Raw genomic sequence first — 24,018 nt, 5'->3', positions numbered from 1 at the left:
CGGATCGGGCCGGTGGCCGCTCAGTCCTCCGCGAGCGCTTCGCGGTGCAGGGCGCTGATCTTCTCGTAGCCGGGCCCGTTCGTGCGCAGGCCGGCGACCTCGTCGTCGGACAGCTCGCGGCGGACCTTGGCCGGCACGCCTGCGACCAGGCTGCGCGGCGGGATCACCATGCCCTGCGGGATCAGCGCCCCACCGGCGACCAGCGACTCGGCGCCCACGTGCGCGCCGTTCATCACGGTGGCGTTCATCCCGATCAGTGCGTGGTCGTCGACCCGCGCACCGTGCACGACCGCGGCGTGGCCGATCGTCACGCCGGTGCCGATCGTGACGGGGTAGCCCCGGTCGACATGGAAGACCGCGTTGTCCTGCACGTTGGAGCCCTCGCCGATGGTGATCGAGTCGTACTCCGCACGGAGCACCGCGCCGTAGAAGACCGAGCACCGGGCGCCGATCGTGATGTCGCCGACCAGCGTGGCGTTCGGTGCGACCCAGGCAGACGGGTCGATGGACGGCGTCAGATCTCCCAGTGCAAGCTGCATGGCGTCGTAGCCTACGAGGATGAGCTGGACGCCGATCACCGACCTCGACGAACTCGCGGCGCTGGTGGGTGCCCCGACCCCGCAGGTGCGCGACAAGGTCCGCGACCAGCTGCATCCCCTCGACCAGGCCTGGCTCGCGGCGTCCCCGTTCTGCGTGCTGGCCACCGCGGACGCCGATGGCCGCTGCGACGCCTCGCCCAAGGGCGACCCGGCCGGAAGCCTCGCGCACGCACTCGACACCCGCACCGTGGTGATCGCCGAGCGCCCGGGAAACCGCCGCGTCGACGGGTATCGCAACATCCTCGCCAACCCGCACGTCGGCCTGAACTTCTTCATCCCCGGTCGCGGGGACACCCTGCGCGTCAACGGTCGCGCCACCCTGGTCTCGGACGCCGAGTTCTTCGACGACCTCGCGGTGCGGGGCAAGCGCCCGATCCTGGCGCTGGTGGTCGACGTCGAGGAGGTCTTCCACCACTGCGCGAAGGCGTTCCTGCGCTCGGGCCTGTGGGAGCCGGAGACCTGGGCGCCGGAGGCCGTCGTGCCGTCTCGCGCCAAGATCGCGCAACAGCTCGACCGCAAGGACATGACGCTGGCCGAGCTCGAGGAGTACTACGGCGAGCAGTACCGCAACCGCCTCTACTGAAGGGCGCCGGCCACGGGGCCCTGCGCCCGAGCGAGTGCCGGTTCGGGGCGGCGGAGCGCCAGGTGGGGCGTGAGAGACTGGGGCGGTGAGCGCCCCCGTCACCCACAGCTACCCGTTCGCCATCGGTCACGGCACCGAGAACGACTTCGTGCTGCTGCCCGACCACGACGGCGCGATCCACGGCGACCTCTCGCCGCAGCGGGTCGCCGCGCTCTGCGAGCGGCGTGCGGGTCTGGGCGGCGACGGCGTGATCCGGGTGATCCGGACCGCAGCGCTCGGCTTCGACCAGCCCGCCGAGTGGTTCATGGACTACCGCAACGCCGACGGCTCGATCGCGGAGATGTGCGGCAACGGCGTGCGGGTCTTCGGCCGCTACCTTGCCGATGAGGGCCTGGTCAGCACCACCGAGCCGGTTCCGGTCGGCACCCGCGACGGCGTCAAGGTGATCACCTTCGACGCGGACGGCGAGCTCACCGTCGACATGGGCACGCCGAAGATCCTCGGCGACAGCGTGGTCGGCGTGGACGACCAGAAGTGGCCCGCACTCAACGTCGACATGGGCAACCCGCACGCGGTGGCCTTCGTCGACGACCTGCTCGATGCCGGCAGCCTGCTGAGCGAGCCCGACTACGACCGGTCGGTCTATCCGGACGGGGTCAACATCGAGTTCGTCGCGCGGCGCGGTCCCGGCCACGTCGCCTTCCGGGTGCACGAGCGCGGATCGGGGGAGACCCGTTCCTGCGGCACCGGCGCCTGCGCCGTCCTGGTCGCGGCCGCACTCGACGACGGCGTCGTCGCTCCGCCGGACGAACCGGTCCGCTACGAGGTGGACGTTCCGGGCGGTCGGCTGCAGCTGACCTGGCTGCCGGACGGCCACGTCCTGCTCGGCGGTCCGGCCGTGATCGTGGGGCGCGGCACCACCGATCTGTGAGGTTTGAACCGCCCTCCGGCGGGAGATGAACCCCTCGCGACATCGATCCCGAGGAGCCCCATGTCTGAGCAGCCGCCCACCGGCGAAGAACCGACCCGCATCGGCAACGGCCCGCAGCCGCCGGCCGGACCGCCCGCGGACCAGCCGGGCGGTTGGGCGCCGCCGGCCCAGCAGCCGCCCCAGCAGGCGCCGCAGCAGTGGGGCCCTCCGGCCGGTCAGCAGCCCCCTCAGCCGCCGTACGGGGACCCGAACGCGCAGCCCGGGCAGTACCCCGCCCAGCCCGGCCCCTACGGTCAGCCCCAGCAGCCCGGCCCCTACGGCCAGCCCCAGCAGTGGGGTCCCCCGCAGGGCAATCCCAACCCGTACGAGTACGCCCAGGGGGCGCCCGGGGGATACGGCCCGCCCGGCGGCGCCGGGGCTCCGGGCGGCAACTGGACGCCGATGGGTGGTGGCCCAGCGCCGCGCAAGTCCCGCACCGGACTGATCGTGGCCGGCGTCGTTGCGCTGGTCGTGCTGATCGCGGGCGGCACCACGGCTGCCGTCCTGCTGACCGGCGACGACGGCGACAACGAGGCCTCCGGCTCGAGCTCCCAGACGGCCGAGCCGACGGAGGGCGGCTCGGACCCGACCGAGGAGCCCACCGAGGAGCCGACCGAGGGCACCGACCCGACCGAGGGCACGACCACCGAGTCGGGCGCCGGCGAGCCGTTCACGCCGACCAACCTCTTCGAGGTCTCCGAGGTCTGCATGGGCAAGGCGATGACGGGCGCGAAGCCGTTCGACAAGGCCACGGCCCGGGTCGCCGGCTTCACCAACACCCCGATGGATCCGGAGTACGGCCGCAGCATGTCGATCGGCTACGACGAGACCTGGGAGGTCGAGTACAAGGAGTTCGCCGAGATCACCCTGGTCGCCTGTGTCGACGGCGTGCCCAGCACCCGGGTGCAGTCGCTGAACTGCGAGGCCGAGGTGGACGGCAAGAAGACCAAGTACACCTACGCGCCGTTCGACTACACCGTGGTCTTCCGCGAGGCCGCCACCGGCCAGATCGTCCACGAGGCCGGCGTCCTGCCGCCCGCCGGCGACGACTGCCCGATGTTCGCCTTCATCGTCGACGGCACCTACACGCCGTCGGCGGACTCCAGCGAGGTGACCAAGCGGGTCAAGGAGTTCCTGCTCACCTGAGCGCCGTCGAGCCTTGAGGGGTGATCCCTCGACGACGCTGCCCCGCAGCGCCTCTATGCTGCGGGGCATGGACATCTCTGGAGCAAGTGCAATCGTCACGGGCGGTGCCTCGGGCATCGGTGCCGCCGCTGCCCGTCAGCTCGCTGCGAAGGGCGCCCGCGTCGTCGTCGCCGACCTGAACGCCGAGAAGGGCGAGGCCCTGGCCGCCGAGATCGGCGGCGTCTTCGTCAAGGTCGACGTCACCTCGACCGAGCAGATTCAGGCGGCCGTCGAGAAGGCTGTCGAGCTCGCCCCGCTGCGGGCGCTGGTCAACTCGGCCGGCATCGGCTGGGCCCAGCGCACCATCGGTCGCGACGGCGAGTTCAGCTCGGCCCACAGCCTCGACGCGTACCGCAAGGTCATCGAGATCAACCTGATCGGCACCTTCGACGCGCTGCGCCTCGCGGCCACCGCGATGAGCCGCAACGAGCCGCTGGAGTCCGGCGAGCGCGGTGCCGTGGTGAACATGGCCTCGGTCGCCGCCTTCGACGGTCAGATCGGCCAGATCTCGTACTCCTCCTCCAAGGGTGGCGTCGTCGGCATGACCCTGCCGGCCGCACGTGACCTCGCCGCCGTCGGCGTCCGGGTCAACACCGTTGCTCCCGGCCTGATCGACACCCCGATCTACGGCGAGGGCCCTGACGCGGAGGCGTTCAAGGCGAAGCTGGGCGAGAGCGTGCTCTTCCCGCACCGCCTCGGCTCGCCCGACGAGCTGGCCTCGATGGTCGTCGAGCTGGTCACCAACTCGTACATGAACGCCGAGGTCGTCCGCGTCGACGGCGGCATCCGGATGCCTCCCAAGTGAGCTGAGCAGCCGTGAGGAACGGGGTGGGCCGAGTTGTCGGTCCGCCCCGTTCGTCGTTCCGCTGGCCTCTCCGCGGACGTCATGCGTTGCGAGGGCTCCGGCGCTCTCTCCGTACGACGTCCCACCGGCGGGCAGGGCTCGCGGGCAAAACCGGTTCGCCCTCCTCGCCGCGGCGACCTAGGCTGGTAGGCATATGACGAACCAATCTTCTGACTTCTCCCTCGCTGACGAGCTCGACGAGAGCGCCGAGTGGGAATCCGACGAGCTCGACGACGAGTTCGAGTCCGGCTATGCCGATGAGCTGGTCTCGGCGGACGGACCGGACCCCGAGGAGCTCACCGTCGGCGCCCAGGACCTCGCCGAGCGGCACCAGCTGCGCCGCGTCGCGGGGCTGCGCACCGAGCTCGAGGACATCACCGAGGTCGAGTACCGCCAGCTGCGCCTGGAGCGCGTCGTGCTGGTCGGCGTGTGGACCACCGGCACCACCCAGGACGCCGAGAACTCGATGGCCGAGCTCGCGCTGCTGGCCGAGACCGCCGGCTCCGAGGTGTTGGAGGCGATCTACCAGCGCCGCACCAAGCCGGATCCGGCCACCTACATCGGCCGCGGCAAGGTCGAGGGCGTGCGGGAGATCGTCCAGGCCACCGGCGCCGACACGGTGATCCTCGACGGCGACCTCGCGCCGTCCCAGCTGCGCAACCTGGAGGATCAGCTCAAGGTCAAGTGCGTCGACCGCACCGCGCTGATCCTCGACATCTTCGCCCAGCACGCGAAGTCGCGCGAGGGCCAGGCGCAGGTCGAGCTTGCCCAGCTGCAGTACATGAAGCAGCGGCTGCGTGGTTGGGGTGGCAACCTGTCACGCCAGGCCGGTGGTCGGGTCGCCGGCGGTGCCGGAATCGGTTCGCGTGGTCCTGGTGAGACCAAGATCGAGAACGACCGGCGCCGGATCAACACCAAGATCGCCAAGCTGCGCCGCGACCTCGCGGCGATGAAGGGCACCCGCGAGACCAAGCGCACCGAGCGACGCCGCAACGCCATCCCGTCGGTGGCGATCGCCGGCTACACGAACGCCGGCAAGTCGTCCCTGCTGAACCGGCTCACCGATGCCGGCGTGCTCGTCGAGGACGCCCTCTTCGCCACCCTGGACCCGACCACGCGACGCACCACCACCGCGGACGGCCGGGTCTACACGATGAGCGACACCGTCGGCTTCGTGCGCCACCTGCCGCACCAGCTGGTCGAGGCGTTCCGCTCCACCCTGGAGGAGGTGGCGGACGCCGATCTCATCCTGCATGTGGTCGATGGCTCCCACCCTGACCCCGAGGGCCAGATCTCGGCGGTCCGCGAGGTGTTCGCCGACATCGAGGCGCACCAGGTGCCCGAGCTGATCGTGATCAACAAGGCCGACGCCGCCGACCCGATGGTGCTGGCCCGGTTGAGGGCCCGCGAGCCGCACTCGGTGGTGGTCAGCGCCAAGACCGGTGAGGGGATCGCCGAGGCGCTGGCCCTGGTCGAGTCCGAGCTGCCGCGCCCCGCCGTGGAGTTCCATGCGCTGGTGCCGTACGCCCGCGGCGACCTCCTCGACAAGCTGCACCGCGGCGGGGAGATCACCTCGCTCGAGCACACCGGAGACGGCACCTTGGTCAAGGGCCGCGCCGACGAGGCTCTGGCCGGGGAGCTCGCCGCCTTCGCTGTCTGAGACGGGGTCCACCAGGTGGATCTCCGATGGCCGCATGGTGAATCGATTCGCTTCGAGTCACCCCAAATGCAACATCGCTTGGTCGCTTGGTAGATGATGCTTCTCATGTCACGTGGTGCTTTCGTACGCCTCCTCCTGGTCCTGGGCCTCCTCGGAGGCTGCCTGTGGATCTCGCTGGACAAGGAACCGACCCTGGGTATCGACCTCAGGGGCGGCAGCCAGCTGATGTACCAGGCGCAGGACCCCAACAACCCCGACGACAAGGTCAAGGGGTCGGAGGTGGACCGCACCATCGAGGTGCTGCGTGGCCGCATCGACTCGATCGGCGTCAGCGAGCCGACCATCGCGCGGGTCGGCGAGGACCGTGTCCTCGTCGAACTGCCCGACGTGCAGGACCCGACCCAGGCCAAGGCCGTCATCGGCAAGACCGCCCAGCTGACCATGCACCCGGTCGTCGGTGGGGTCACCGACCCGAGCGCGAAGCCGGCCAAGGGCAACAAGATCCTCGCCGACGAGCAGGGCAACCGCCTGGAGCTCGGCCCGACCGCAGTCAAGGGCAGCCAGATCAAGAGCGCGGACGCGGTGATGCCGCAGAACAGCGTCGGCTGGGAAGTCTCCATCAAGTTCGACGGTGACGGCGACGACGCCTACACCAAGATCACCGCTCAGGCAGCCTGTGCGCCCAACGGCGACCCCACCCGCCGGGTGGCGATCGTGCTCGACGACCAGATCATCTCCTCGCCCGAGGTCAACGCCGCGTGCAACGTCGGCATCTCCGGCGGCACCAACATCACCGGCAACTTCGACGAGCAGAGTGCCAAGGACCTCGCCATCCTGATCGAGGGCGGCGCGCTGCCGCTGGCGCTGGGCTCGTTGGACGAGGACGGCAAGTTCGTCGCCGGCGTCCCGATGTCGGACTCGGTGATCGGCCCCACCCTCGGTGACGCCGCGATCAAGGCCTCGGCCGAGGCCGCCATCATCGGTGTGATCCTCACCGGTCTCTTCATCATCTTCATCTACCGCCTGGTGGGTGCGCTCGCTGCGATCGCGCTGACCTCCTACGCGCTGCTCTCCTACGCGATGCTGGTCGGCATCGGGTCCACGCTGACCCTGCCGGGCCTCGCCGGATTCGTGCTCGCGATCGGTCTGGCGATCGACGCCAACGTGCTGGTCTTCGAGAGAGCCCGCGAGGAGTACGCCGAGAATCCGAAGGCCGGCCTGCGCCGCGCCCTGCAGATCGGCTTCAACAAGGCGTGGACTGCGATCATCGACTCCAACGTCACCACGTTGCTGGCCGCGCTGCTGCTCTTCCTGCTCGCCAGCGGCCCGGTCAAGGGCTTCGGTGTCACCCTCTCCATCGGTGTGATCGCCTCGATGATCTCCGCACTGGTGATCGCTCGGGTGCTCACCGAGATCGGTGTCGGCACCAAGGCGATCGCCCGCCGTCCGGCGATCAGCGGTCTGGCCAACGTCGGCCGCACCCGCACCTGGCTGATGCGCAAGAACCCGCAGCTGGTCGCCAGGAAGAAGATCTGGCTCGCCGTCGCGGGCGGCCTGGTCGTCGTGGCGCTGGCCGGCATCTTCGGCAAGGGCCTCAACCTCGGCCTCGAGTTCACCGGTGGTCGGACCTTGGTCTACAGCACCACCGAGTCGATCAGCGCCGACGACGCCCGCGACCTGGTCGCCGACCTCGGCATCTCCGAGGCGGTCGTCCAGGAGGTCAAGGGCAGCGACGGCTCGGAGCGGATCTCGGTGCGTGCCGGCCAGATCAGCGACGAGGAGGCCGCCCAGATCGAGGAGGCCCTCGACGAGAAGGTCGGCGTCGAGGAGCGGATCTCCGACGACCGGATCGAGGCGAGTCTCGGCCAGGAGCTCAAGGAGAAGGCGCTGCTGGCGTTCTTCATCGCGCTCGCCGCCCAGATGCTCTACCTGGCGATCCGCTTCCACTGGACCTTCGCACTCTCCGCCGTGCTCTCGATGGCGCACGACGTGCTGCTGGTGACCGGCATCTTCGCCTTCCTCGACAAGCCGATCGACGGCGTCTATCTGGCGGCGGCGCTGACCATCATCGGCATCTCGGTCAACGACACCGTGGTCGTCTTCGACCGCATCCGTGAACGTTGGCAGGGCACCAAGACCGGCACCTTCGACGAGGTCTCGAACACCGCGATCCTGGAGACCATGCCGCGAACGATCAACACCGGTCTGGGTGCGATGTTCATCCTGGCCGCGCTGGTCTTCATGTCCGGCGACTCGCTCACCGACTTCGCCCTGGCCATGCTGCTCGGCCTGATCATCGGTACCGCCTCGACGGTCTTCGTGGCCACGCCGCTGGCCAGCGTGCTGCAGAAGATCCAGCCCTTCTCGCGTGAGAAGAAGGAGAAGAAGGTCCGCGATCCCGAGGACTCCGGGGCCGTCGTCTGAGCCGACGTCGGACCCCACGGATAAGGTGCTCTGGTGCCTGACCCCGTGAACACCCCTAGCGCCACCGCCTCGCTCCTTGCCGAGGCGGTGGCTGCGCTTGGGGGCCAGGAGCGGCGCGGCCAGGTCGAGATGGCCCAGGCCGTCTCGGACGCCTTCGACGCCGAGCAGCACCTGCTGGTGCAGGCCGGCACCGGCACCGGAAAGTCGCTGGGCTACCTGGTGCCCTCCCTGCTCCACCCCGAGCGCGTGGTCATCGCGACCGCCACCCTGGCGCTGCAGCACCAGCTGGTCGAGCGCGACATCCCGCGCCTGATCAACGCCGTCAAGCACCACACCCAGCTCGACACCTCCTACGCCGTGCTGAAGGGCCGCTCCAACTACGCCTGCCTGCACCGCGTCCGCGAGGGCGCCCCCGACGACCAGGGCGCACTGATCGAGGTGCCCACCGGCTCGATGGGCGCCGAGGTGCTCAAGCTGCGCGAGTGGGTGGAGGAGGAGGCCGAGTCCGGCGGCACCGGCGAGCGCGACAACGCCCCGCGGCACACGGAGCGGGTCTGGCGCCAGGTCTCGGTGAGCGCCCGCGAGTGCCTGGGTCGCACCCGCTGCGCCTACGGCGAGGAGTGCTTCGCCGAGCAGGCGCGCGACAAGGCGGCCAAGTCCAAGCTGGTGGTCACCAACCACTCACTGCTCGCGATCGACGCCATCGAGGGCGTCCCGATGATCCCCGAGTACGACGCCGTGGTGATCGACGAGGCGCACGAGGTGACCGCGCGGATCACCCAGGCGGCCACCGACGAGATCAGCGTGGGCGACGTCGAGCGCGCCGCCCGGCGTGCCAACCGCCAGGTGGACGCGGCCGACGCGGACGCCCTCGACGACGCCGCCGGCATCCTGCACGAGGCCCTCGAGGCCACCACCGTGGGCCGCCTCGACGTCATGCCCGAGCAGCTGCACGACGCGCTGGTCCAGGTGCGCGACGCGGCGCGCCAGGTGCTGAGCGCGATCCCCAAGGAGAAGGACGGCGAGGTCGACGCCGCCCGCAACCAGGCGAAGGCGATGGTCCAGGACGTCTTCGACGTCGCCGAGCGGATGGCGGCCAATGCCGACGCCGATGTGCTCTGGCGCAACGACCGCGAGCCGAGCCGCGGTGGGCCGCAGCTGTGCGTGGCACCCCTGCAGGTGTGGAGCCAGATGCGCAACAAGCTGCTGAGCGAGAAGACGGTCGTCTTCGCCTCGGCCACCCTGATGCTCGGCGGCAACTTCGAGGCGGTCGCCAGCTCGGTGGGCCTGATCGGCGCCGAGCGTGCCGAGGACACCTCGGTGGCCCGCACCGGTGACCGCCTGCCGTGGCGCGGCATCGACGTCGGCTCGCCGTTCGACTACGCCAAGCAGGGCATCCTCTACGTCGCCAAGCACCTGCCCACGCCGGGGCGGGACGGCCTCGGCAAGGCGCAGCTCGACGAGATCGTGGAGCTGGTCGACGCTGCCGACGGCCGGGCGCTCGGCCTCTTCTCCAGCCGGCGAGCGGCCGACGCCGCTGCCGAGGCGGTGCGCGAGCGGCTGCCGCACCTGACCACCCTGGCCCAGGGCGACGCCCAGCTGCCCGAGCTGACCAAGCAGTTCATCGACGACCCGCACACGGTGCTCTTCGGCACGCTCAGCCTCTGGCAGGGTCTCGACGTCCCTGGCGACACCTGCCAGCTGGTGATGATCGACCGGATCCCGTTCCCGCGCCCGGACGACCCGCTGATGTCGGCGCGCCAGCGCGCTGCCGACCAGGCCGGCGGCAACGGCTTCATGCAGGTCTCGGCCACCCACGCCGCCCTGTTGATGGCCCAAGGCGCCGGCCGGTTGATCCGGACCACCAGTGACAAGGGCGTCGTCGCCGTTCTGGACCCGCGTCTCGCGACAGCGCGCTACGGCAGCTTCCTGCGCTCCAGCCTGCCGCCGATGTGGCCCACCGACGACCCGGCGCTGATCCGCGCGGCGCTCAAGCGCCTCGCCGCAGGCTGAGCCGATCGCGGGTCCCAGGCGCGGGAGGCGCGGCCGCCCTGGGGCGGGCTGACACAATGCCGGTGTGAACGAGGATCAGTTGGCCTCAGCAGCGGCCGGACCAGGCTCCGCTGCGGAGAGCCCCGGGGAACAGCGTCGCGCACGACAGCGCGCACGCCAGGAGCATCGACAGCGCACGCAGGCGCGTGAGGACACGATCGGGCGGGGCACCGCCTGGCTGGCGCGCTGGAGCCTGCGCCTGGTCGCGATCGTCCTCGGCCTGATCGTGATGGGCCTGTTGATCCGCTACACCTGGAGCATCGTGCTCCCGGTCGCGTTGGCGATGATCTTCACGACGGTGCTGCAGCCGCCGGCCTACTTCCTGGAGCGCAAGCTCAGGCTGCCGCCCGGGCTCGCCGCGGCCACCGTGCTGCTCGGCTCGTTCTTCGCGATCGGCATGCTGGTCTATCTGATGGCGCCCTCGGTGGCCGACCAGTCGACCGACCTCGCCGACGACGCGGTCGAAGGCATCAACCGGCTCAGCGACTGGCTGGCGACCTCCGACCTCGGGGTGTCGGCCAACCAGCTCGACGAGATGCTGAACTCCGCCGAGGAGAAGATCAAGGACAGCGCGGGCACGATCGCCTCCGGTGTCCTGGTCGGCGTCAACATGGCGACGAACATCGTGATCAACATCGTGCTGGCGCTGGTGCTGACCTTCCTCTTCGTGAAGGACGGCCGCCGCTTCCTGCCGTGGGTCAAGGAGAACGCCGGGCCGACCGCCGGCCCGCACCTGTACGAGGTGGGCAACCGGATCTGGAGCACCCTGGGTGGGTTCATCCGCACCCAGGCCCTGGTCTCGGGCATCGACGCCGTCTTCATCTACATCGGTCTGATCGCGGTCGGCGTCCCGCTGGCCTTCCCGCTCGCCGTGATCACGTTCTTCGCCGGCTTCATCCCGATCGTCGGTGCGGTCAGCGCCGGCGCGCTGGCGGTGTTGATCGCCCTGGTCTCGGTCGGCCCGCTCAAGGCGCTGATCGTGCTCGGCGTGATCCTCGCAGTCCAGCAGCTGGAGGGCAACGTCCTCTCGCCGCTGCTGCAGTCGCGCTCGATGAACCTGCACGCCGCCGTGGTGCTGCTCTCGGTGACCCTGGGCAGCTCGCTGTTCGGCATCATCGGGGCGTTCCTTGCGGTGCCGGTGGCCGCGATCATCGCGGTGATCATGCGCTACCTCAACGAGCAGGTGGCGCTGAACTCCACCGACCCGGACCCCGAGGAGGAGGAGCTCGAGGACGGCGACGAGCTGGTCAACCCGCCGGACGAGGTTCCGAGGCAGCAGCGCTACGTCGAGGAGTGAGTCCCGGACGGCGTGTGGAGCGTGCGCCCGGCTGCGCGGTCCGCACGGCGTGGCGCCGATGGCTCAGCGCTTGACGCACCGCCCGGTCACCCGGAGCGTGTACCGCCCGAGGCTGCCGTAGTCGCTGTACCCGGTGGTGGCGGGGGCGCCGGCTCCGACGCCGTCCACGCTCAGGTACCAGGTGCCCTTGCCCCGGGTGCCGCTGATCGAGGCGCTGAGCCCGGAGGCGGTGCCGCTGGTCGGAGACGGCGGGTTGCTCGTCACCCGGGCGCTCCGCCCGGCCTTGCGCAGCGTCAGTGCCGCGTCCAGGTTGGGACCGGAGGCCGCAGGCTTGAGGGTGGCGCGCACCGGCGCCCGGCAGGTGGTGACCAGCTTGAAGACGTCACGGTCGGTGCGGGTGCCGATCACCCCGCCGGTGGTCCGTGCGCGCCTGACCCGATCGGCGCCGCGCGGGCCGGCAGGATGATCGTCGCGGATCGCCGGGGCGCCGTGCTGGGCGATCACCGCGACGTCGTCCTGGACCCGACTCGGGTTGGCATACTCACTGGCGCTCCACTGCGTCAGGTGGCGCAGGGACGAGCCCATGATCGGTGCCCAGATCCCGTGACCGGCGTAGTACTCCTCGGCGCCGATGCCGAGCAGGCCACCGGCGGTGCCCTGGTGCTCCAGGCCCAGGGTGTGCCCCGCCTCGTGGGAGAGCACGTCGGCCAGCAGCCGCGGTGAGTCGTCGACCTCGTTGGTGAAGGCCCACAGCACCCGCGCGTGGTTGGCGTCGGTGCGCGGGAAGACGCCGAGCAGAGCGACGCCGGCACAGCCCGGTCCGCCGCAGGTGGCGTTGCGCGCCTCGTCACTGCTGGTGACGACGGCGTGCACCCCGTAGCGCTGGTCCGACGTGCTGGTCCGGCTCAGGTCGCTGGCCCGGGGGACGACCGTGGTGACGTTGATGTTGAAGGGCGCGTAGTCCTCGGCGACCCGCTCCCATACCTGGCGGACCGCCCGCTGCTCACCGGCGCTGAAGCTCGGCGAGCCGTCGGTGTCGTAGCCGGCATAGGTGCCGCAAGCCAGCCCTGAGTCGTTCCACTCGGTGTCGCAGACCCGCTCGCCGTCGAAGTCCAGGTAGAGCGTGCGCGGCGAGGAGGGACGCGAGCTCAGGGCGATCGGGGTGCGGGCCGCGATGCGGCCGGCCGCGGGTGGTGTCGAGGTGCTGGTCCCGGTGCGGGTGGCTGCGGCTTGGCGTTCGGCGGCGTGCTCCGCCTCGCGCTCGGCGGCGCGTGCCGTGGCGCTGCTGTGCTCGAAGTCGGCGTAGGCGATCCGGCCGTTGGCGAGCACCCGGGTCGTGGGGTCGCTGGTGAGCAGGCGGCGGATGTCTTCGACGTCGCGCCGCACCAGCTCTGCCGCGGCCTGTAGCCGCTCGGCGCTCACCCGTTGCCCGGCTGCCGTCTCCAGCGCTTCGGGCTTGGCGCCGGTGGCGGGCGCGTCGAGGGCGAGCGCGGCGAGCAGCGTGAGTGCGAGCGCTGCAGTGGCGCAGACCGCGCCGGTGCGTCGTGAGAGCTGGCTGGGGGAGGACACCATGCAGGATCAACGACACAGGCTCCACGGAGTTCCGTGGAGCCTGTGCGGTGAGCAGACGGGGATCAGAGCCGGCGCAGGACCGCCGTGACGATGCCGAGGATGCTGGCGTGGGTGCCGTCGATCGGGTCGTAGGCGGCGTTGTGCGGCATCAGCCAGACCTCGCCATTGCCCTTCTTCAGTGTCTTGACGGTGGCCTCGCCGTCGATCAGTGCAGCCACGATCTCGCCGTTGTTCGCGGTCGGTTGCTGGCGGATCACGACGTAGTCGCCATCGCAGATCGCGGCGTCGATCATCGAGTCGCCGGAGACCTCCAGCAGGAAGAGGGTTCCGTCGCCGACCAAGGTCTTGGGCAGCGGGAAGATCTCCTCGACGCGCTCCTCGGCAAGGATCGGCCCACCGGCGGCGATCCGTCCGACGACGGGGACGTAGGTGGCGGCCGGGGCGGCGTCGCCGATCCCGGTCTCGTCGATGACGCTCTCCTCCGCGGAGCCGAGCGCGGAGGCAGCAGCAGCGGCGCCGGGCTCGAAGACCTGCAGAGCGCGCGGGCGCTTGGGGTCGCGCTTGATGAAGCCCTTGTTCTCGAGGACCTTGAGCTGGTGGGCGACCGATGAGGAGCTGGTGAGGCCCACGGTCTCGCCGATCTCACGCATGCTCGGCGGGTAGCCGCGGCTGTCGATGGAGGCGCGGATGGTCTCCAGGATGCGCTGCTGGCGCGGCGTTAGGCCGGTCGCGTCGGGCGGGCCGTCGGGCAACTCGGTGACCTTGCGGGCGTCGTGGCGTGGAGTCATCGGTGATTGGTTGCCTTCCGCTTGGTCGTCCGTGCCCGAGTGCCTGGCACTGGCTTACTACTGTGCCCTAGGTGAGGGGCGCTCTCAAACAAATGTTCGATTCGGCGTGTCGCCCCGAGGGCCGTCAGGAAGCGGGGATGTGCAGCACCTGGCCGGCCATCAGCACCGACGAGTCGAGGGCGTTGAGCTTCTTGATGGTGGTCACCATCTCGCGGACCTCGCCGTCGTCGGCGATCTGGGCGGCGATGCCCCACAGCGTCTGGCCGTGGTCGACGCGGATCATCTCGGTGCGGGTGGGATCGCCGCCGGCGCTGTCGGTGGCCACCGAGCTCGTGCCGAGCATCAGGGCCGTTGCCATCACGATCAGGCAGGCGGCGACGAAGACCACGATCCGTCCGCGCCGGGTGAGGCGCAGAGTGGGACGGGGAGCGGTGACGCGCGGTGCGGTGAAGGTGATGGTGCTCATGGGAGACCTCCGGGGGGAAGTAGGTCGGTTGTCGTGTCAGACCGACTCTCTCGCCCACCTCCGACACAAAGATCTCGCAGAGCTGGTCGATCAGTTGTTCGATCGAACACAGGTACGAATTTAGAGCATGTGTTCGAACGGTGCAAGCATCTGGGAGAACAAATGTTCGAACGCCCCCGGAGGATCCCCGGGGGCGTTCGACAGGTGGCGGATCAGCGCACGTTGAACGTGCGCGACCAGCGCTCACCGCACTCGAGCTTGGCGGCACCCTTCGGCGTGTAGACCGGCGGCAGGTGAACGGTGAGCCGGCCGGTCGCGCCGCGCGGGGCGACGAAGCTGCCGTTCTTCTTGGTGGTCACCTTGGCCACCTTCTTGCGTCCCTTGTAGATCGCCACCGGGACCTTGGCCTGGCAGCTGGACCTGGCGCTGCTGGCCGCGACCTTGCCGACGAACGCCTTGCGACTCTTGCTGTAGGAGACCTTCAGCGTGCGCTTGACCTCCGGGCAGCCGGAGAACGTCCCGGCCTTCACGGTCGGGCACTTGTCGCCGGCGCCCAGGCCGTCGCCGTCACGGTCGGCGTCGCAGGCGTCGCCGATGCCGTCCTTGTCCTGGTCGGCCTGGTTGGCGTTCGCGCGGTACTCGCAGTTGTCCTGTCCGTTCGGCACGCCGTCGCCGTCGAGGTCGGGGTCGCAGGCGTCGCCGAGGGCGTCCTTGTCGACGTTGGACTGGCTGGTGTTGGCGACGGTCGGACAGTTGTCCTTCTTGTCGGCGACGCCGTCCTTGTCGTAGTCGCAGTCGTAGGTCACCTTCGCCGACCAGGAGTGCATCTCGCCGGTCTCGCTGCGGCCGAACTGGCGCGGGGTGGCCAGGGTCCAGACGCCGTCGGCCGACTTGCCCTCGAAGCGCGACAGGCCCTGCTTGGGCACATAGCTGCCGGGGCCCGAGCGGGCGTTGATCCCGGTGCTGGCGGCGTCGTCGAAGGTGATCCCGAGCAGGGGGGCGTTGGTCTCCGACCAGTCGCCCAGCCAGTCGTTCTTGAGTACCGCCGTCGAGCCCTCGTGGGAGAGCTTGATCTCGAACGCCCGCGACTCGCCGTTCTGGGCGGTCATCGAGACCGTGACCAACGTCTTGAGCACCTTGGGGGAGACGGCCCCGGTGGTGAGTGAGGCGGTGAACGAGCTGTCGGCGCCGATCGCTCCGGTCGAGCCGGTCAGGGTCGCGGTGCAGGTCACCGGCGTCACCGCGGCCGCGGCGGGCGCGCTGGTGGTGGCGGTGCTGAACGCGGTCGTGCCCAGTGCGGCGACCGTCAGCGCCAGTCCGGAACGGAATGCGGCGCCAAGGCGCGAAGTCATGTGGGTCCCCTCCCCAGAGTGCTTCGGGCCACCTCCCCCGGAGGCCCTTCGGCCCTCAGGGTAGTCACGATGGGCGGTGTGGGGAGGACCTTTGGCAAATGAGCCGGGACCCCGTCAGTTCAATGTGACCTCAGCGCTCGAAATCGAGGCTGATCCCAGCGCTGAGGTCACATTGAGCTGCTGGAGCGCCAGGCACTCCACAGCTCGGCGTAGTGACCCTGGCGGGCGATCAGCTCCTCGTGGGTGCCCGCCTCGACGATCTCGCCGCCCTGCATCACCAGCACCCGGTCGGCGGTGGCCGACTGGGTGAGCCGGTGCGCCACCACCAGGGCGCCGCGGCCCTCGGTGATCGCGAGCGAGGCGAGCTCGAGGTCGCGGGCACCTGCGGAGCCGGCCTCGGCGGTCGCCTCGTCGAGGACCACGAACCACGGGTCGGCCAGCCAGACCCGGGCGAGTGCGAGCTGCTGGGCCTGTGCGGGGGTGAGGGGGTGGGCGCCGTCGCCGACGGCGGTGTCCAACCCGTCCGGTAGGGCCGCGACCCAGCCGGTCGCGCGGACCCGGGCCAGGGCCTCGGTGAGCCGGACGTCGTCGGCGCCCGGGTCGCCCAGGGTGAGCGCGTCGCGGACCGTGCCGGAGAAGACGTGGACGTCCTGGCTGACCAGGGCCACCCGGGAGCGCAGGGCGGGTCCGCGCAGGTCCTGGTAGCTCTCGCCGGCCAGGGTGACCTCGCCGCTGCTCGGGGTGAGCACGCCGCCGGCGATCGCGCCCAGGGTGGACTTGCCGGCGCCGGTCGCGCCGACCACCGCGATCCGCTCGCCCGGGGCGATCTCCAGGCTCACCGGTGCCAGCGCGGTGCGGTCGGCGACGTAGCGGTGGGCGACGTCGTCGAGGCGCAGCGGTCCGGGCGCGGGCGGTGCCGCCGTCGTCGCCGTGGTGCCCGGAAGCTGGGTGACCCCGACCAGCCGCGACAGGGAGGCGCCCGTCGACTGCAGCTCGTCGAAGAGGTAGAGCAGCGCGCCGATCGGGTTGAAGAGCCGGTGGAAGAAGAGCGCGGCGGTCGTCACCGCGCCCACCGTGACGGCGTCCTCGCGGACCAGCCAGAAGCCGACGCCGAGCACCGCCAGCAGCCCGATCAGCTCCGAGCGGTTGCTGCGCGCCCCGAACCGGGTCAGCATCGCGAAGACGCCCACCGAGATCGACATCGCCGCCGTCGAGCGCTCCTCGATCGCGGCGAGCTGCGGCTCCTGGTGCCCCAGCGCGCGCAGGGTGCCGGCGCCCCGGATGCCGCTGACCAGCGCCTCGGCCCGCTCGCCCACGGCGATCCGCTCGGCGCGATACATCGGACCGGAGCGCGGCAGGTACCAGCGCAGGCCGGCCAGGTAGGACGGCGCGGCCAGCAGTCCCGCCAGGCCGAGGCGCCAGTCGAGGGCGAGCAGGCCGGCCACGGTGAAGGTCACCAGGACCAGGGAGTTGATCAGCAGCGGGATCGCCTCGGAGAGCGAGCTGGCCACGGTCCGGGCGTCGTCGCCGACCCGTGCCAGCACGTCGCCGACGCCGGCCGCCTCGACCCGGCCGGCGTCGAGGTGCAGGGACTTGTCGAGCACCTCCTCGCGCAGCTCGGCCAGGGCCGGCTCGCCGACGCGGGCGAGCAGGGCGACGGAGCAGTAGGTGAAGATCGCGCCGACCACGGCCGAGGCCACGATGGCGAGCACCGGCGCGGTCAGCGAGGTGCCCGGCTCGTCGATCCCGTCCACGATCCGGCCGAGCATGAACGGCGGCACCAGGGCGCAGAGGCCGACCACCACGAAGGAGGCCGAGGCCCCGATCAGCGGGAGCCTGCGTTGGCGCAGCAGCCGCCATGCGTACTGCGCGGTGTCGCGCCCCGAGGCGGTCGGGAGGAGGTCGCGGGAGCTCATCGCAGCACCAGCTCCTGGTAGTCGGGGTGGTCGACGAGCTCATGGTGGCTGCCGCTGGCGATCACGCGACCGGAGCCGATCAGCAGCACTCGGTCGGCGGCCGCCAGCAGGGCGGGGGAGCTGCTGACGATCCAGGTGGTGTGCGCGCCGTCGCGCTGGTGGCGCAGATCCCGCAGCCCTGCGGCGATCCGATGCTCGGTGACGGCGTCGACGGCGGTGGTCGGGTCGTGCAGGACCAGCCAGGGTGCGGCGCTGGCCAGTGCGCGGGCCAGCGCGAGTCGCTGCCGTTGGCCGCCGGAGAGGGCGGCGCCGTCCGGACTCACGCCGGCATCGAGGCCAGCCGGGTCGAGGGCGAGCACGTCGTCGGCGGCCGAGGCGCCGAGCACCGCCGCCAGGGCGGAGTCGTCGAGCCGCGCGGAGGGGTCGACGTTGCTGCGCACGGTGCCCTCGAAGAGGTCCACGTGGTGGGGGACGACGGCGAGCTGGTGGCGTCGGCTCTGCGGGGTGAGCTGGTCCAGGCCCACGCCGTCCAGGCGCACGCCGGGCGAGCCGTGGGCCAGGCTGGTGAGCAGTGCGGCGGCGGTGCCCGGGTCGTCGATGGCGATGCCCAGGATCTCCCCGGGTGCGGAGTGGAAGGCGAGGTCGCCGAGCTCGACGGTGACTGCGGCCGGCCGGCCGGGCTCGGGCAGCTGGTGCTCGCCGGTGCTGACCAGGGCGGGGCTGGCCAGGTAGTCGGCGATCCGGCGCGCCGAGCCGTGGGCCTGCGCGAGCTGGGCGCTGAGGTCGCCGAGCCCGCGGATCGGCTCGGCGATGAACTGGGTCAGGCCGACCACCATCACCAGCTCGCCGATCGAGATCTCGCCGTCGAGTGCGGCCCGCCCGGCCAGCAGTGCGACGACGGCCAGGAAGAGCCCGCTGAGCAGGTCGGTGACCGCGGTCATCGCGGCGTACGACTCCGCGCTGCGGATGCCGGCGTGCTGGGCGTCGCGGCTGACCCGGCGGTAGCGCTGGGCGGCGACGTCCTCGGCGCCGATGCCCTTGAGCACGCGGAGCCCGCGGACCAGGTCGCTGGCGATCCCGGTGGCGCGAGCGGCGGCGGCCTGCTGGGCGCCGGCCCGCCGGGCGATCAGCGGGGAGAGCGCCTGGATCAGCACCAGCACCAGGGGCACGCCGAGGATCACCACCAAGCCGAGGGTGAGGTCGATGCGGAGCAGGATCCAGCCGCTGACGATCAGCGAGGCCGCGGAGGAGAGGGTGAAGGTCAGCGAGCGCAGCGCGAAGCCGACGCTCTCGGCGTCCGAGGTGGCCAGCGACAGCGTCTCGCCGGGGAGCAGCGTGGTGCGCACGCCGCGCGGCGCCAGGGCATGCCCGGCGATCTCCAGGCGCAGCAGGTGGGTCTCGCGCTGGACGGCGCGGAAGCCGAGGCGGGAGCCGAAGCGGTAGGCGTAGGAGAGGACGCTGAACAGGGCGATCAGGGCGAGGCCCCGGATCAGCAGGGCCTCGGAGTCGCCGGTGGCCACCGCGCGATCGATGGTGAGGCCGATCAGCACCGGCACCATCGTCTCGCTCAGGTGCCAGACGACGATCAGCGCCGTTCCGGCGCTCAGGCGCCCGCTCTGACGGCGGACGGCGCGGCGCAGCAGAGTGCGCGCGGTGAGGTCGGGGCGGCCTTCGGTCGGCACCACTGCGGGGTCGCTCCTCGGGAGTCGGTGAGGACGGGGCGCGGAGCTCGGGCCTCCGCAACGGGTCGCGCCCAGGTTAGCCTCACCTAACGGTAAGGCTGCGGCGGGTGTCTCAGGTCGCCGGGCGCGGAGCTGGCCGGGCTCGGTTGGAGCCTCAGATCAGCGTGCGACGCGCTTGCCCTGGTAGCGCGGCGGCGTGCGAGAGGCCTTGGTGGCCGACCCGGCGCTCTGGGCGGGGATGGTCGCGGTGGGAGCGTCGCTCTGGGCCGGGATGGTCGCGGTAGGAGAGTCCGCCTGGGCGGGGATGGTGGCGGTGGGGGCCGGGTCGGGCCAGGCCGGGTCCTCGGCCGAGGTGGCCGAGCCGAACTCGGGCATCGCCGGCGCGCTCTCCTCTGGTGCCGCGAGTGGCGCCAGGATGCCGACCTCACGCAAGGCCTTGGCGCCCAGGATCAGGCCGGCGAACAGGCAGGCCGCCGCTCCGGCACACGCGAGCGCCAGGAAGCCCCAGGCGCGACTGTCGCCCTCGCGGGCGGTGGCGCCGAAGTCGATCGCCGCATAGACCAGGTAGCCCCAGGCGACCATGCAGACGGTGACGCCCAGGCACTGCATCACGGCGGTACGCGAGGGCAGCGACCGCTGCTTGCGTCCGCGTCGCGATCCGGCCCGCTTGCCTGCTGTCCCCACCCGGCCATTGTGTCAGGCCGCTGGGCACCGCGTGGCGGAACGGTGCGCGGGAGGTGGCCCAGATCGCATTCGGGCTCGCCGGGCTGTGCAAGTGGCCGGTCGAAGGTGCCGATGCGGGCTCCGGGGTGCCCTGCGGCGGCTCGCCCGACGCCGCAGATCTTGCGCCGACACGCCGTCTGTGGAGCAACGTGTCGGAGGTCTGCGCCATGCTGACCTGCGGTTTCTCCGGGGTGCGGGGCTGGTCTGGGCCAACCTGCGTGGGGGACTTGCAACGCGTAGTGGCAGCACGTACGGTTACCACTACATCTAGTACTTACACGGTTGTGGTTTTCCACATATAGCGCCGATTGGTCCACAGGCTGAGGCGCTGGATTCACAAGTTGAGCCGAGTTATCCACAGGCGCAGGGAAAGGGTTGTCGTGCACTGTCCGTACTGTCGCAGCACCGACACCCGCGTCCTGGACTCCCGAGTGGCCGATGACGGTGGCGCGATTCGGCGTCGTCGCACCTGCCCCTCGTGCGAGAAGCGGTTCACCACCGTGGAGCAGATGCAGTTGACCGTGCTCAAGAGGTCCGGAGCGACCGAGCCGTTCAACCGAGAGAAGGCTGTGTCCGGCGTCCGCAAGGCATGCAAGGGGCGCCCAGTGAGCGAGGACGACCTGGCCTGCCTGGGGCAGACCGTGGAGGACGTCCTGCGCTCCGAAGGATGGGCGGAGGTCCCGGCCAACGAGGTCGGCCTCGCCATCTTGGGGCCACTGCGCGAGCTCGATGAGGTGGCATACCTCAGGTTCGCCAGCGTGTACCGCGCATTCGAGTCGGCCGAGGACTTCGAGTCCGAGATCGCAAGCCTCCGCATGGAGCGGGTCAGCTCCACAACTGGCTGACCCCACAGACTCACCCGGCACGTAGTGGGGAAGCTGCGTGCCGGGTGGCACAACGTTGAAGTTGCAGGGCAGTAGGTCGAGACCGAGCCGGTAGCCGGGCGTCAGTGTCCGGTCGGGTGGCCTCGAGGCAGGGCGGTTCCAGCAGTGAGCAAGAAGAAATCCGGGCGAAAGAACCACAGGGCGAAGGGGAATCCAAAGATGACGGAGACCGTGAACAACGGCCAGAAGACCGGTGGGCTGACCATCGAGCGGGTGTTCAGCACTGAGGGAGTGCACCCTTACGACGAGATCACGTGGGAGCGTCGTGACGTCGTCCAGACGAACTGGAAGACCGGCGAGACCGTCTTCGAGCAGCGCGGTGTGGAGTACCCCGACTTCTGGTCGGTGAACGCGTCCACCATCGTCACCACCAAGTACTTCCGCGGCGCGGTCGGCACCGACGCCCGCGAGTGGAGCCTAAAGCAGCTCATCGACCGGGTGGTCAAGACCTACACCGACGCCGGCCAGGAGCACGGCTACTTCAGCACCGACGCCGACGCCGAGCTCTTCGAGCACGAGCTCACCTGGCTGCTGGTGCACCAGTACTTCTCGTTCAACTCCCCGGTGTGGTTCAACGTCGGCACCTCGTCGCCGCAGCAGGTCTCCGCCTGCTTCATCCTGTCGGTCGACGACTCGATGGACTCGATCCTCAACTGGTACAAGGAAGAGGGCTTCATCTTCAAGGGCGGCTCCGGCGCCGGCCTCAACCTCTCCCGGATCCGCTCCTCCAAGGAGCTGCTGACCTCCGGTGGCACCGCCTCGGGCCCGGTCTCCTTCATGCGCGGCGCCGACGCGTCCGCAGGCACCATCAAGTCCGGTGGCGCCACCCGCCGCGCGGCCAAGATGGTCGTCCTGGACGTCGACCACCCCGACATCGTCGAGTTCGTCGAGACCAAGGCGCGCGAGGAGGACAAGATCCGCGCGCTGCGCGACGCCGGCTTCGACATGGACCTCGGCGGCAAGGACATCACCTCCGTCCAGTACCAGAACGCGAACAACTCGGTGCGGGTCACCGACGAGTTCATGCGCGCGGTCGAGGACGGCACCGAGTTCGGTCTGCGTGCGCGCGGCACCGGCGAGGTGATCGAGACCATCGACGCCCGTGACCTCTTCAAGAAGATCTCGAAGGCTGCCTGGGAGTGCGCCGACCCGGGTCTGCAGTACGACGACACGATCAACGACTGGCACACCAACCCCGAGACCGGCCGGATCACCGCGTCCAACCCGTGCTCGGAGTACATGTCGCTGGACAACTCCTCCTGCAACCTGGCGTCGCTGAACCTGCTCAAGTTCCTCAAGGACGACGACACCTTCGACGCCCCGCTCTTCGCGAAGGCCGTCGAGCTGATCATCACCGCGATGGACATCTCGATCTGCTTCGCGGACTTCCCGACCGAGTCGATCGGCCAGACCACCGTCGACTACCGCCAGCTCGGCATCGGCTACGCCAACCTCGGCGCGCTGCTGATGGCGATGGGTCTGGGCTACGACTCCGAGGGTGGCCGCTCGATGGCTGCCACCATCACCTCGCTGATGACCGGCACCTCGTACCGTCGCTCGGCCGAGCTGGCCGGTGTGGTCGGCGCGTACAACGGCTACGCCCGCAACTCCGAGGCGCACAAGCGCGTGATGCGCAAGCACCAGGCCGCCAACGACGCCGTGCGCACCCTGCACGTCGCCGACGCGCAGGTCCACAAGCTGGCCACCACCGAGTGGGCGAAGGTCCAGGAGATCGGCGCCGCCAACGGCTTCCGCAACGCGCAGGCCTCGGTGCTCGCGCCCACCGGCACCATCGGCTTCATGATGGACTGCGACACCACCGGCATCGAGCCGGACTTCTCGCTGGTCAAGTTCAAGAAGCTCGTCGGCGGCGGCTCGATGCAGATCGTCAACCAGACGATCCCGCGGGCGCTGAAGAAGCTCGGCTACCAGCCGGAGCAGGTCGAGGCGATCGTCGCCTACATCTCCGAGCACGGCCACGTGGTCGACGCTCCGGGCCTGCGCACCGAGCACTACGAGGTCTTCGACACCGCGATGGGCGAGCGTGCGCTCAAGCCGATGGGCCACGTGCGGATGATGGCGGCCACCCAGCCGTTCCTCTCCGGCGCGATCTCGAAGACGGTGAACCTGCCCGAGACCGCCACGGTCGAGGAGATCGAGGACATCTACCTCCAGTCGTGGAAGCTCGGCCTCAAGGCCACCGCCGTCTACCGCGACAACTGCAAGGTGGGCCAGCCGCTCTCCGACGGCAAGGCGAAGAAGGCCGACGCCGACGTCGCCGCGACCACCGAGGCCGAGGCCCCGGCGAAGGTCGTCGAGAAGATCGTCTACCGCCCGACCCGCAAGCGCCTGCCGAAGAGCCGGATCTCGCGCACCACCTCCTTCACCGTGGGTGGCGCCGAGGGCTACATGACGTCGGGTGCGCACGACGACGGCCAGCTCGGCGAGGTCTTCCTCAAGCTCGGCAAGCAGGGCTCGACCCTGGCCGGCGTGATGGACGCCTTCTCGATCGCCGTCTCGATCGGCCTGCAGTACGGCGTTCCGCTGGAGACCTACGTCTCGAAGTTCACCAACCTGCGCTTCGAGCCGGCCGGTCTGACCGACGACCCGGACGTCCGGATGGCACAGTCGATCATGGACTACATCTTCCGTCGCCTCGCGCTCGACTACCTGTCGTTCGAGGAGCGGTCGATGCTCGGCATCTACTCCGCCGAGGAGCGCCAGCGCCACCTCGAGACCGGCTCGTACGAGCTGACCGAGGCCAGCGAGCTGGAGTCGCTGAAGTCCGAGCCCGAGGTCGAGGTGGCCCCGGCCGCCGACGCCAAGGCCGACGACGTGATCGAGGCGACCGTGGTCGAGACCAAGACGGCGCACACCACCGCCGAGCTGCTGGAGAAGATCACCGGCACGGCAGTCGACTCGCCGCTCTGCTTCACCTGCGGCACCAAGATGCGCCCGGCCGGCTCCTGCTACGTCTGCGAAGGCTGCGGCAGCACCTCCGGCTGCAGCTGACCCGAGCCA

General features: G+C 70.4%; 18 protein-coding genes. 10 read left to right on the top strand and 8 right to left on the bottom strand.

Features of this window, described 5'->3' with window-relative positions:
* Nucleotides 1-20: 20 nt before the first annotated feature.
* The gene (locus tag ABD151_RS09200) at nt 21-539 is read right to left on the bottom strand and encodes a gamma carbonic anhydrase family protein (protein WP_343993548.1); all 519 of its coding nucleotides are present in this window, start codon (nt 537-539) and stop codon (nt 21-23) included.
* A gap of 19 nt (nt 540-558) precedes the next feature.
* Between ABD151_RS09200 and ABD151_RS09195 the strand changes: the two genes are divergently transcribed.
* The 8 genes from ABD151_RS09195 (at nt 559) to ABD151_RS09160 (ending at nt 11,614) form a co-directional block, all read left to right on the top strand.
* Nucleotides 559-1,182 (top strand): pyridoxamine 5'-phosphate oxidase family protein, encoded by a 624-nt coding sequence (locus ABD151_RS09195; protein ID WP_343993546.1) that lies wholly within the window; start codon nt 559-561, stop codon nt 1,180-1,182.
* An 85-nt stretch (nt 1,183-1,267) separates the two neighbouring features.
* Nucleotides 1,268-2,113 carry a diaminopimelate epimerase gene (gene dapF, locus ABD151_RS09190; protein WP_343993544.1) on the top strand — a complete coding sequence of 282 codons (846 nt, stop codon included), beginning with the start codon at nt 1,268-1,270 and terminating at the stop codon, nt 2,111-2,113.
* Between the two features lie 60 nt (nt 2,114-2,173).
* Nucleotides 2,174-3,298: a hypothetical protein gene (locus tag ABD151_RS09185; RefSeq protein WP_343993542.1), complete on the top strand. Its 1,125-nt coding sequence runs from the start codon at nt 2,174-2,176 to the stop codon at nt 3,296-3,298.
* 67 nt (nt 3,299-3,365) lie between these two features.
* Complete coding sequence (locus ABD151_RS09180) at nt 3,366-4,142, top strand: SDR family NAD(P)-dependent oxidoreductase (protein WP_343993540.1); 777 nt, start codon at nt 3,366-3,368, stop codon at nt 4,140-4,142.
* 193 nt (nt 4,143-4,335) lie between these two features.
* A complete protein-coding gene (gene hflX, locus ABD151_RS09175; protein WP_343993538.1) occupies nt 4,336-5,841 on the top strand; it encodes a GTPase HflX in 1,506 nt (501 codons plus the stop codon).
* Between the two features lie 105 nt (nt 5,842-5,946).
* Nucleotides 5,947-8,265 (top strand): protein translocase subunit SecD, encoded by a 2,319-nt coding sequence (secD, locus tag ABD151_RS09170; RefSeq protein ID WP_343993536.1) that lies wholly within the window; start codon nt 5,947-5,949, stop codon nt 8,263-8,265.
* A gap of 30 nt (nt 8,266-8,295) precedes the next feature.
* On the top strand, nt 8,296-10,278 hold the full coding sequence (locus ABD151_RS09165; RefSeq protein ID WP_415630123.1) for an ATP-dependent DNA helicase: 1,983 nt from the start codon (nt 8,296-8,298) through the stop codon (nt 10,276-10,278).
* A 64-nt stretch (nt 10,279-10,342) separates the two neighbouring features.
* Entirely contained in the window at nt 10,343-11,614 is a 1,272-nt protein-coding gene (locus ABD151_RS09160) for an AI-2E family transporter (protein WP_343993534.1), read from the top strand.
* Between the two features lie 63 nt (nt 11,615-11,677).
* On the opposite strand, the gene ABD151_RS09155 is transcribed toward ABD151_RS09160, so the two are convergent.
* The 7 genes from ABD151_RS09155 to ABD151_RS09125 form a co-directional block, all read right to left on the bottom strand.
* A complete protein-coding gene (locus ABD151_RS09155; protein ID WP_343993532.1) occupies nt 11,678-13,186 on the bottom strand; it encodes a zinc metalloprotease in 1,509 nt (502 codons plus the stop codon).
* 62 nt (nt 13,187-13,248) lie between these two features.
* Complete coding sequence (gene lexA, locus ABD151_RS09150) at nt 13,249-13,974, bottom strand: transcriptional repressor LexA (RefSeq protein ID WP_343993530.1); 726 nt, start codon at nt 13,972-13,974, stop codon at nt 13,249-13,251.
* Between the two features lie 124 nt (nt 13,975-14,098).
* Nucleotides 14,099-14,440: a LysM peptidoglycan-binding domain-containing protein gene (locus tag ABD151_RS09145; protein ID WP_343993528.1), complete on the bottom strand. Its 342-nt coding sequence runs from the start codon at nt 14,438-14,440 to the stop codon at nt 14,099-14,101.
* A gap of 212 nt (nt 14,441-14,652) precedes the next feature.
* Nucleotides 14,653-15,792: a thrombospondin type 3 repeat-containing protein gene (locus tag ABD151_RS09140; protein ID WP_415630121.1), complete on the bottom strand. Its 1,140-nt coding sequence runs from the start codon at nt 15,790-15,792 to the stop codon at nt 14,653-14,655.
* Between the two features lie 167 nt (nt 15,793-15,959).
* On the bottom strand, nt 15,960-17,708 hold the full coding sequence (locus tag ABD151_RS09135) for an ABC transporter ATP-binding protein (protein WP_343993526.1): 1,749 nt from the start codon (nt 17,706-17,708) through the stop codon (nt 15,960-15,962).
* Nucleotides 17,705-19,390, bottom strand: coding sequence for an ABC transporter transmembrane domain-containing protein (locus ABD151_RS09130; RefSeq protein ID WP_343993524.1), 1,686 nt, complete (start codon nt 19,388-19,390; stop codon nt 17,705-17,707). The genes ABD151_RS09135 and ABD151_RS09130 overlap by 4 nt, the downstream gene beginning before the upstream one ends.
* 159 nt (nt 19,391-19,549) lie before the next feature.
* A complete protein-coding gene (locus ABD151_RS09125; RefSeq protein WP_343993522.1) occupies nt 19,550-20,074 on the bottom strand; it encodes a hypothetical protein in 525 nt (174 codons plus the stop codon).
* A 419-nt stretch (nt 20,075-20,493) separates the two neighbouring features.
* Here ABD151_RS09125 and nrdR point away from each other — a divergent pair, with 419 nt between their 5' ends.
* Nucleotides 20,494-20,958, top strand: coding sequence for a transcriptional regulator NrdR (gene nrdR / locus ABD151_RS09120; protein WP_343993520.1), 465 nt, complete (start codon nt 20,494-20,496; stop codon nt 20,956-20,958).
* A 198-nt stretch (nt 20,959-21,156) separates the two neighbouring features.
* Nucleotides 21,157-24,009, top strand: coding sequence for a vitamin B12-dependent ribonucleotide reductase (locus tag ABD151_RS09115; protein WP_343993518.1), 2,853 nt, complete (start codon nt 21,157-21,159; stop codon nt 24,007-24,009).
* Nucleotides 24,010-24,018 lie beyond the last annotated feature (9 nt).

Source organism: Nocardioides dubius, from assembly GCF_039528155.1.
GTDB lineage: Bacteria > Actinomycetota > Actinomycetes > Propionibacteriales > Nocardioidaceae > Nocardioides > Nocardioides dubius.
This window is presented reverse-complemented; position numbering and strand designations above follow the sequence as displayed.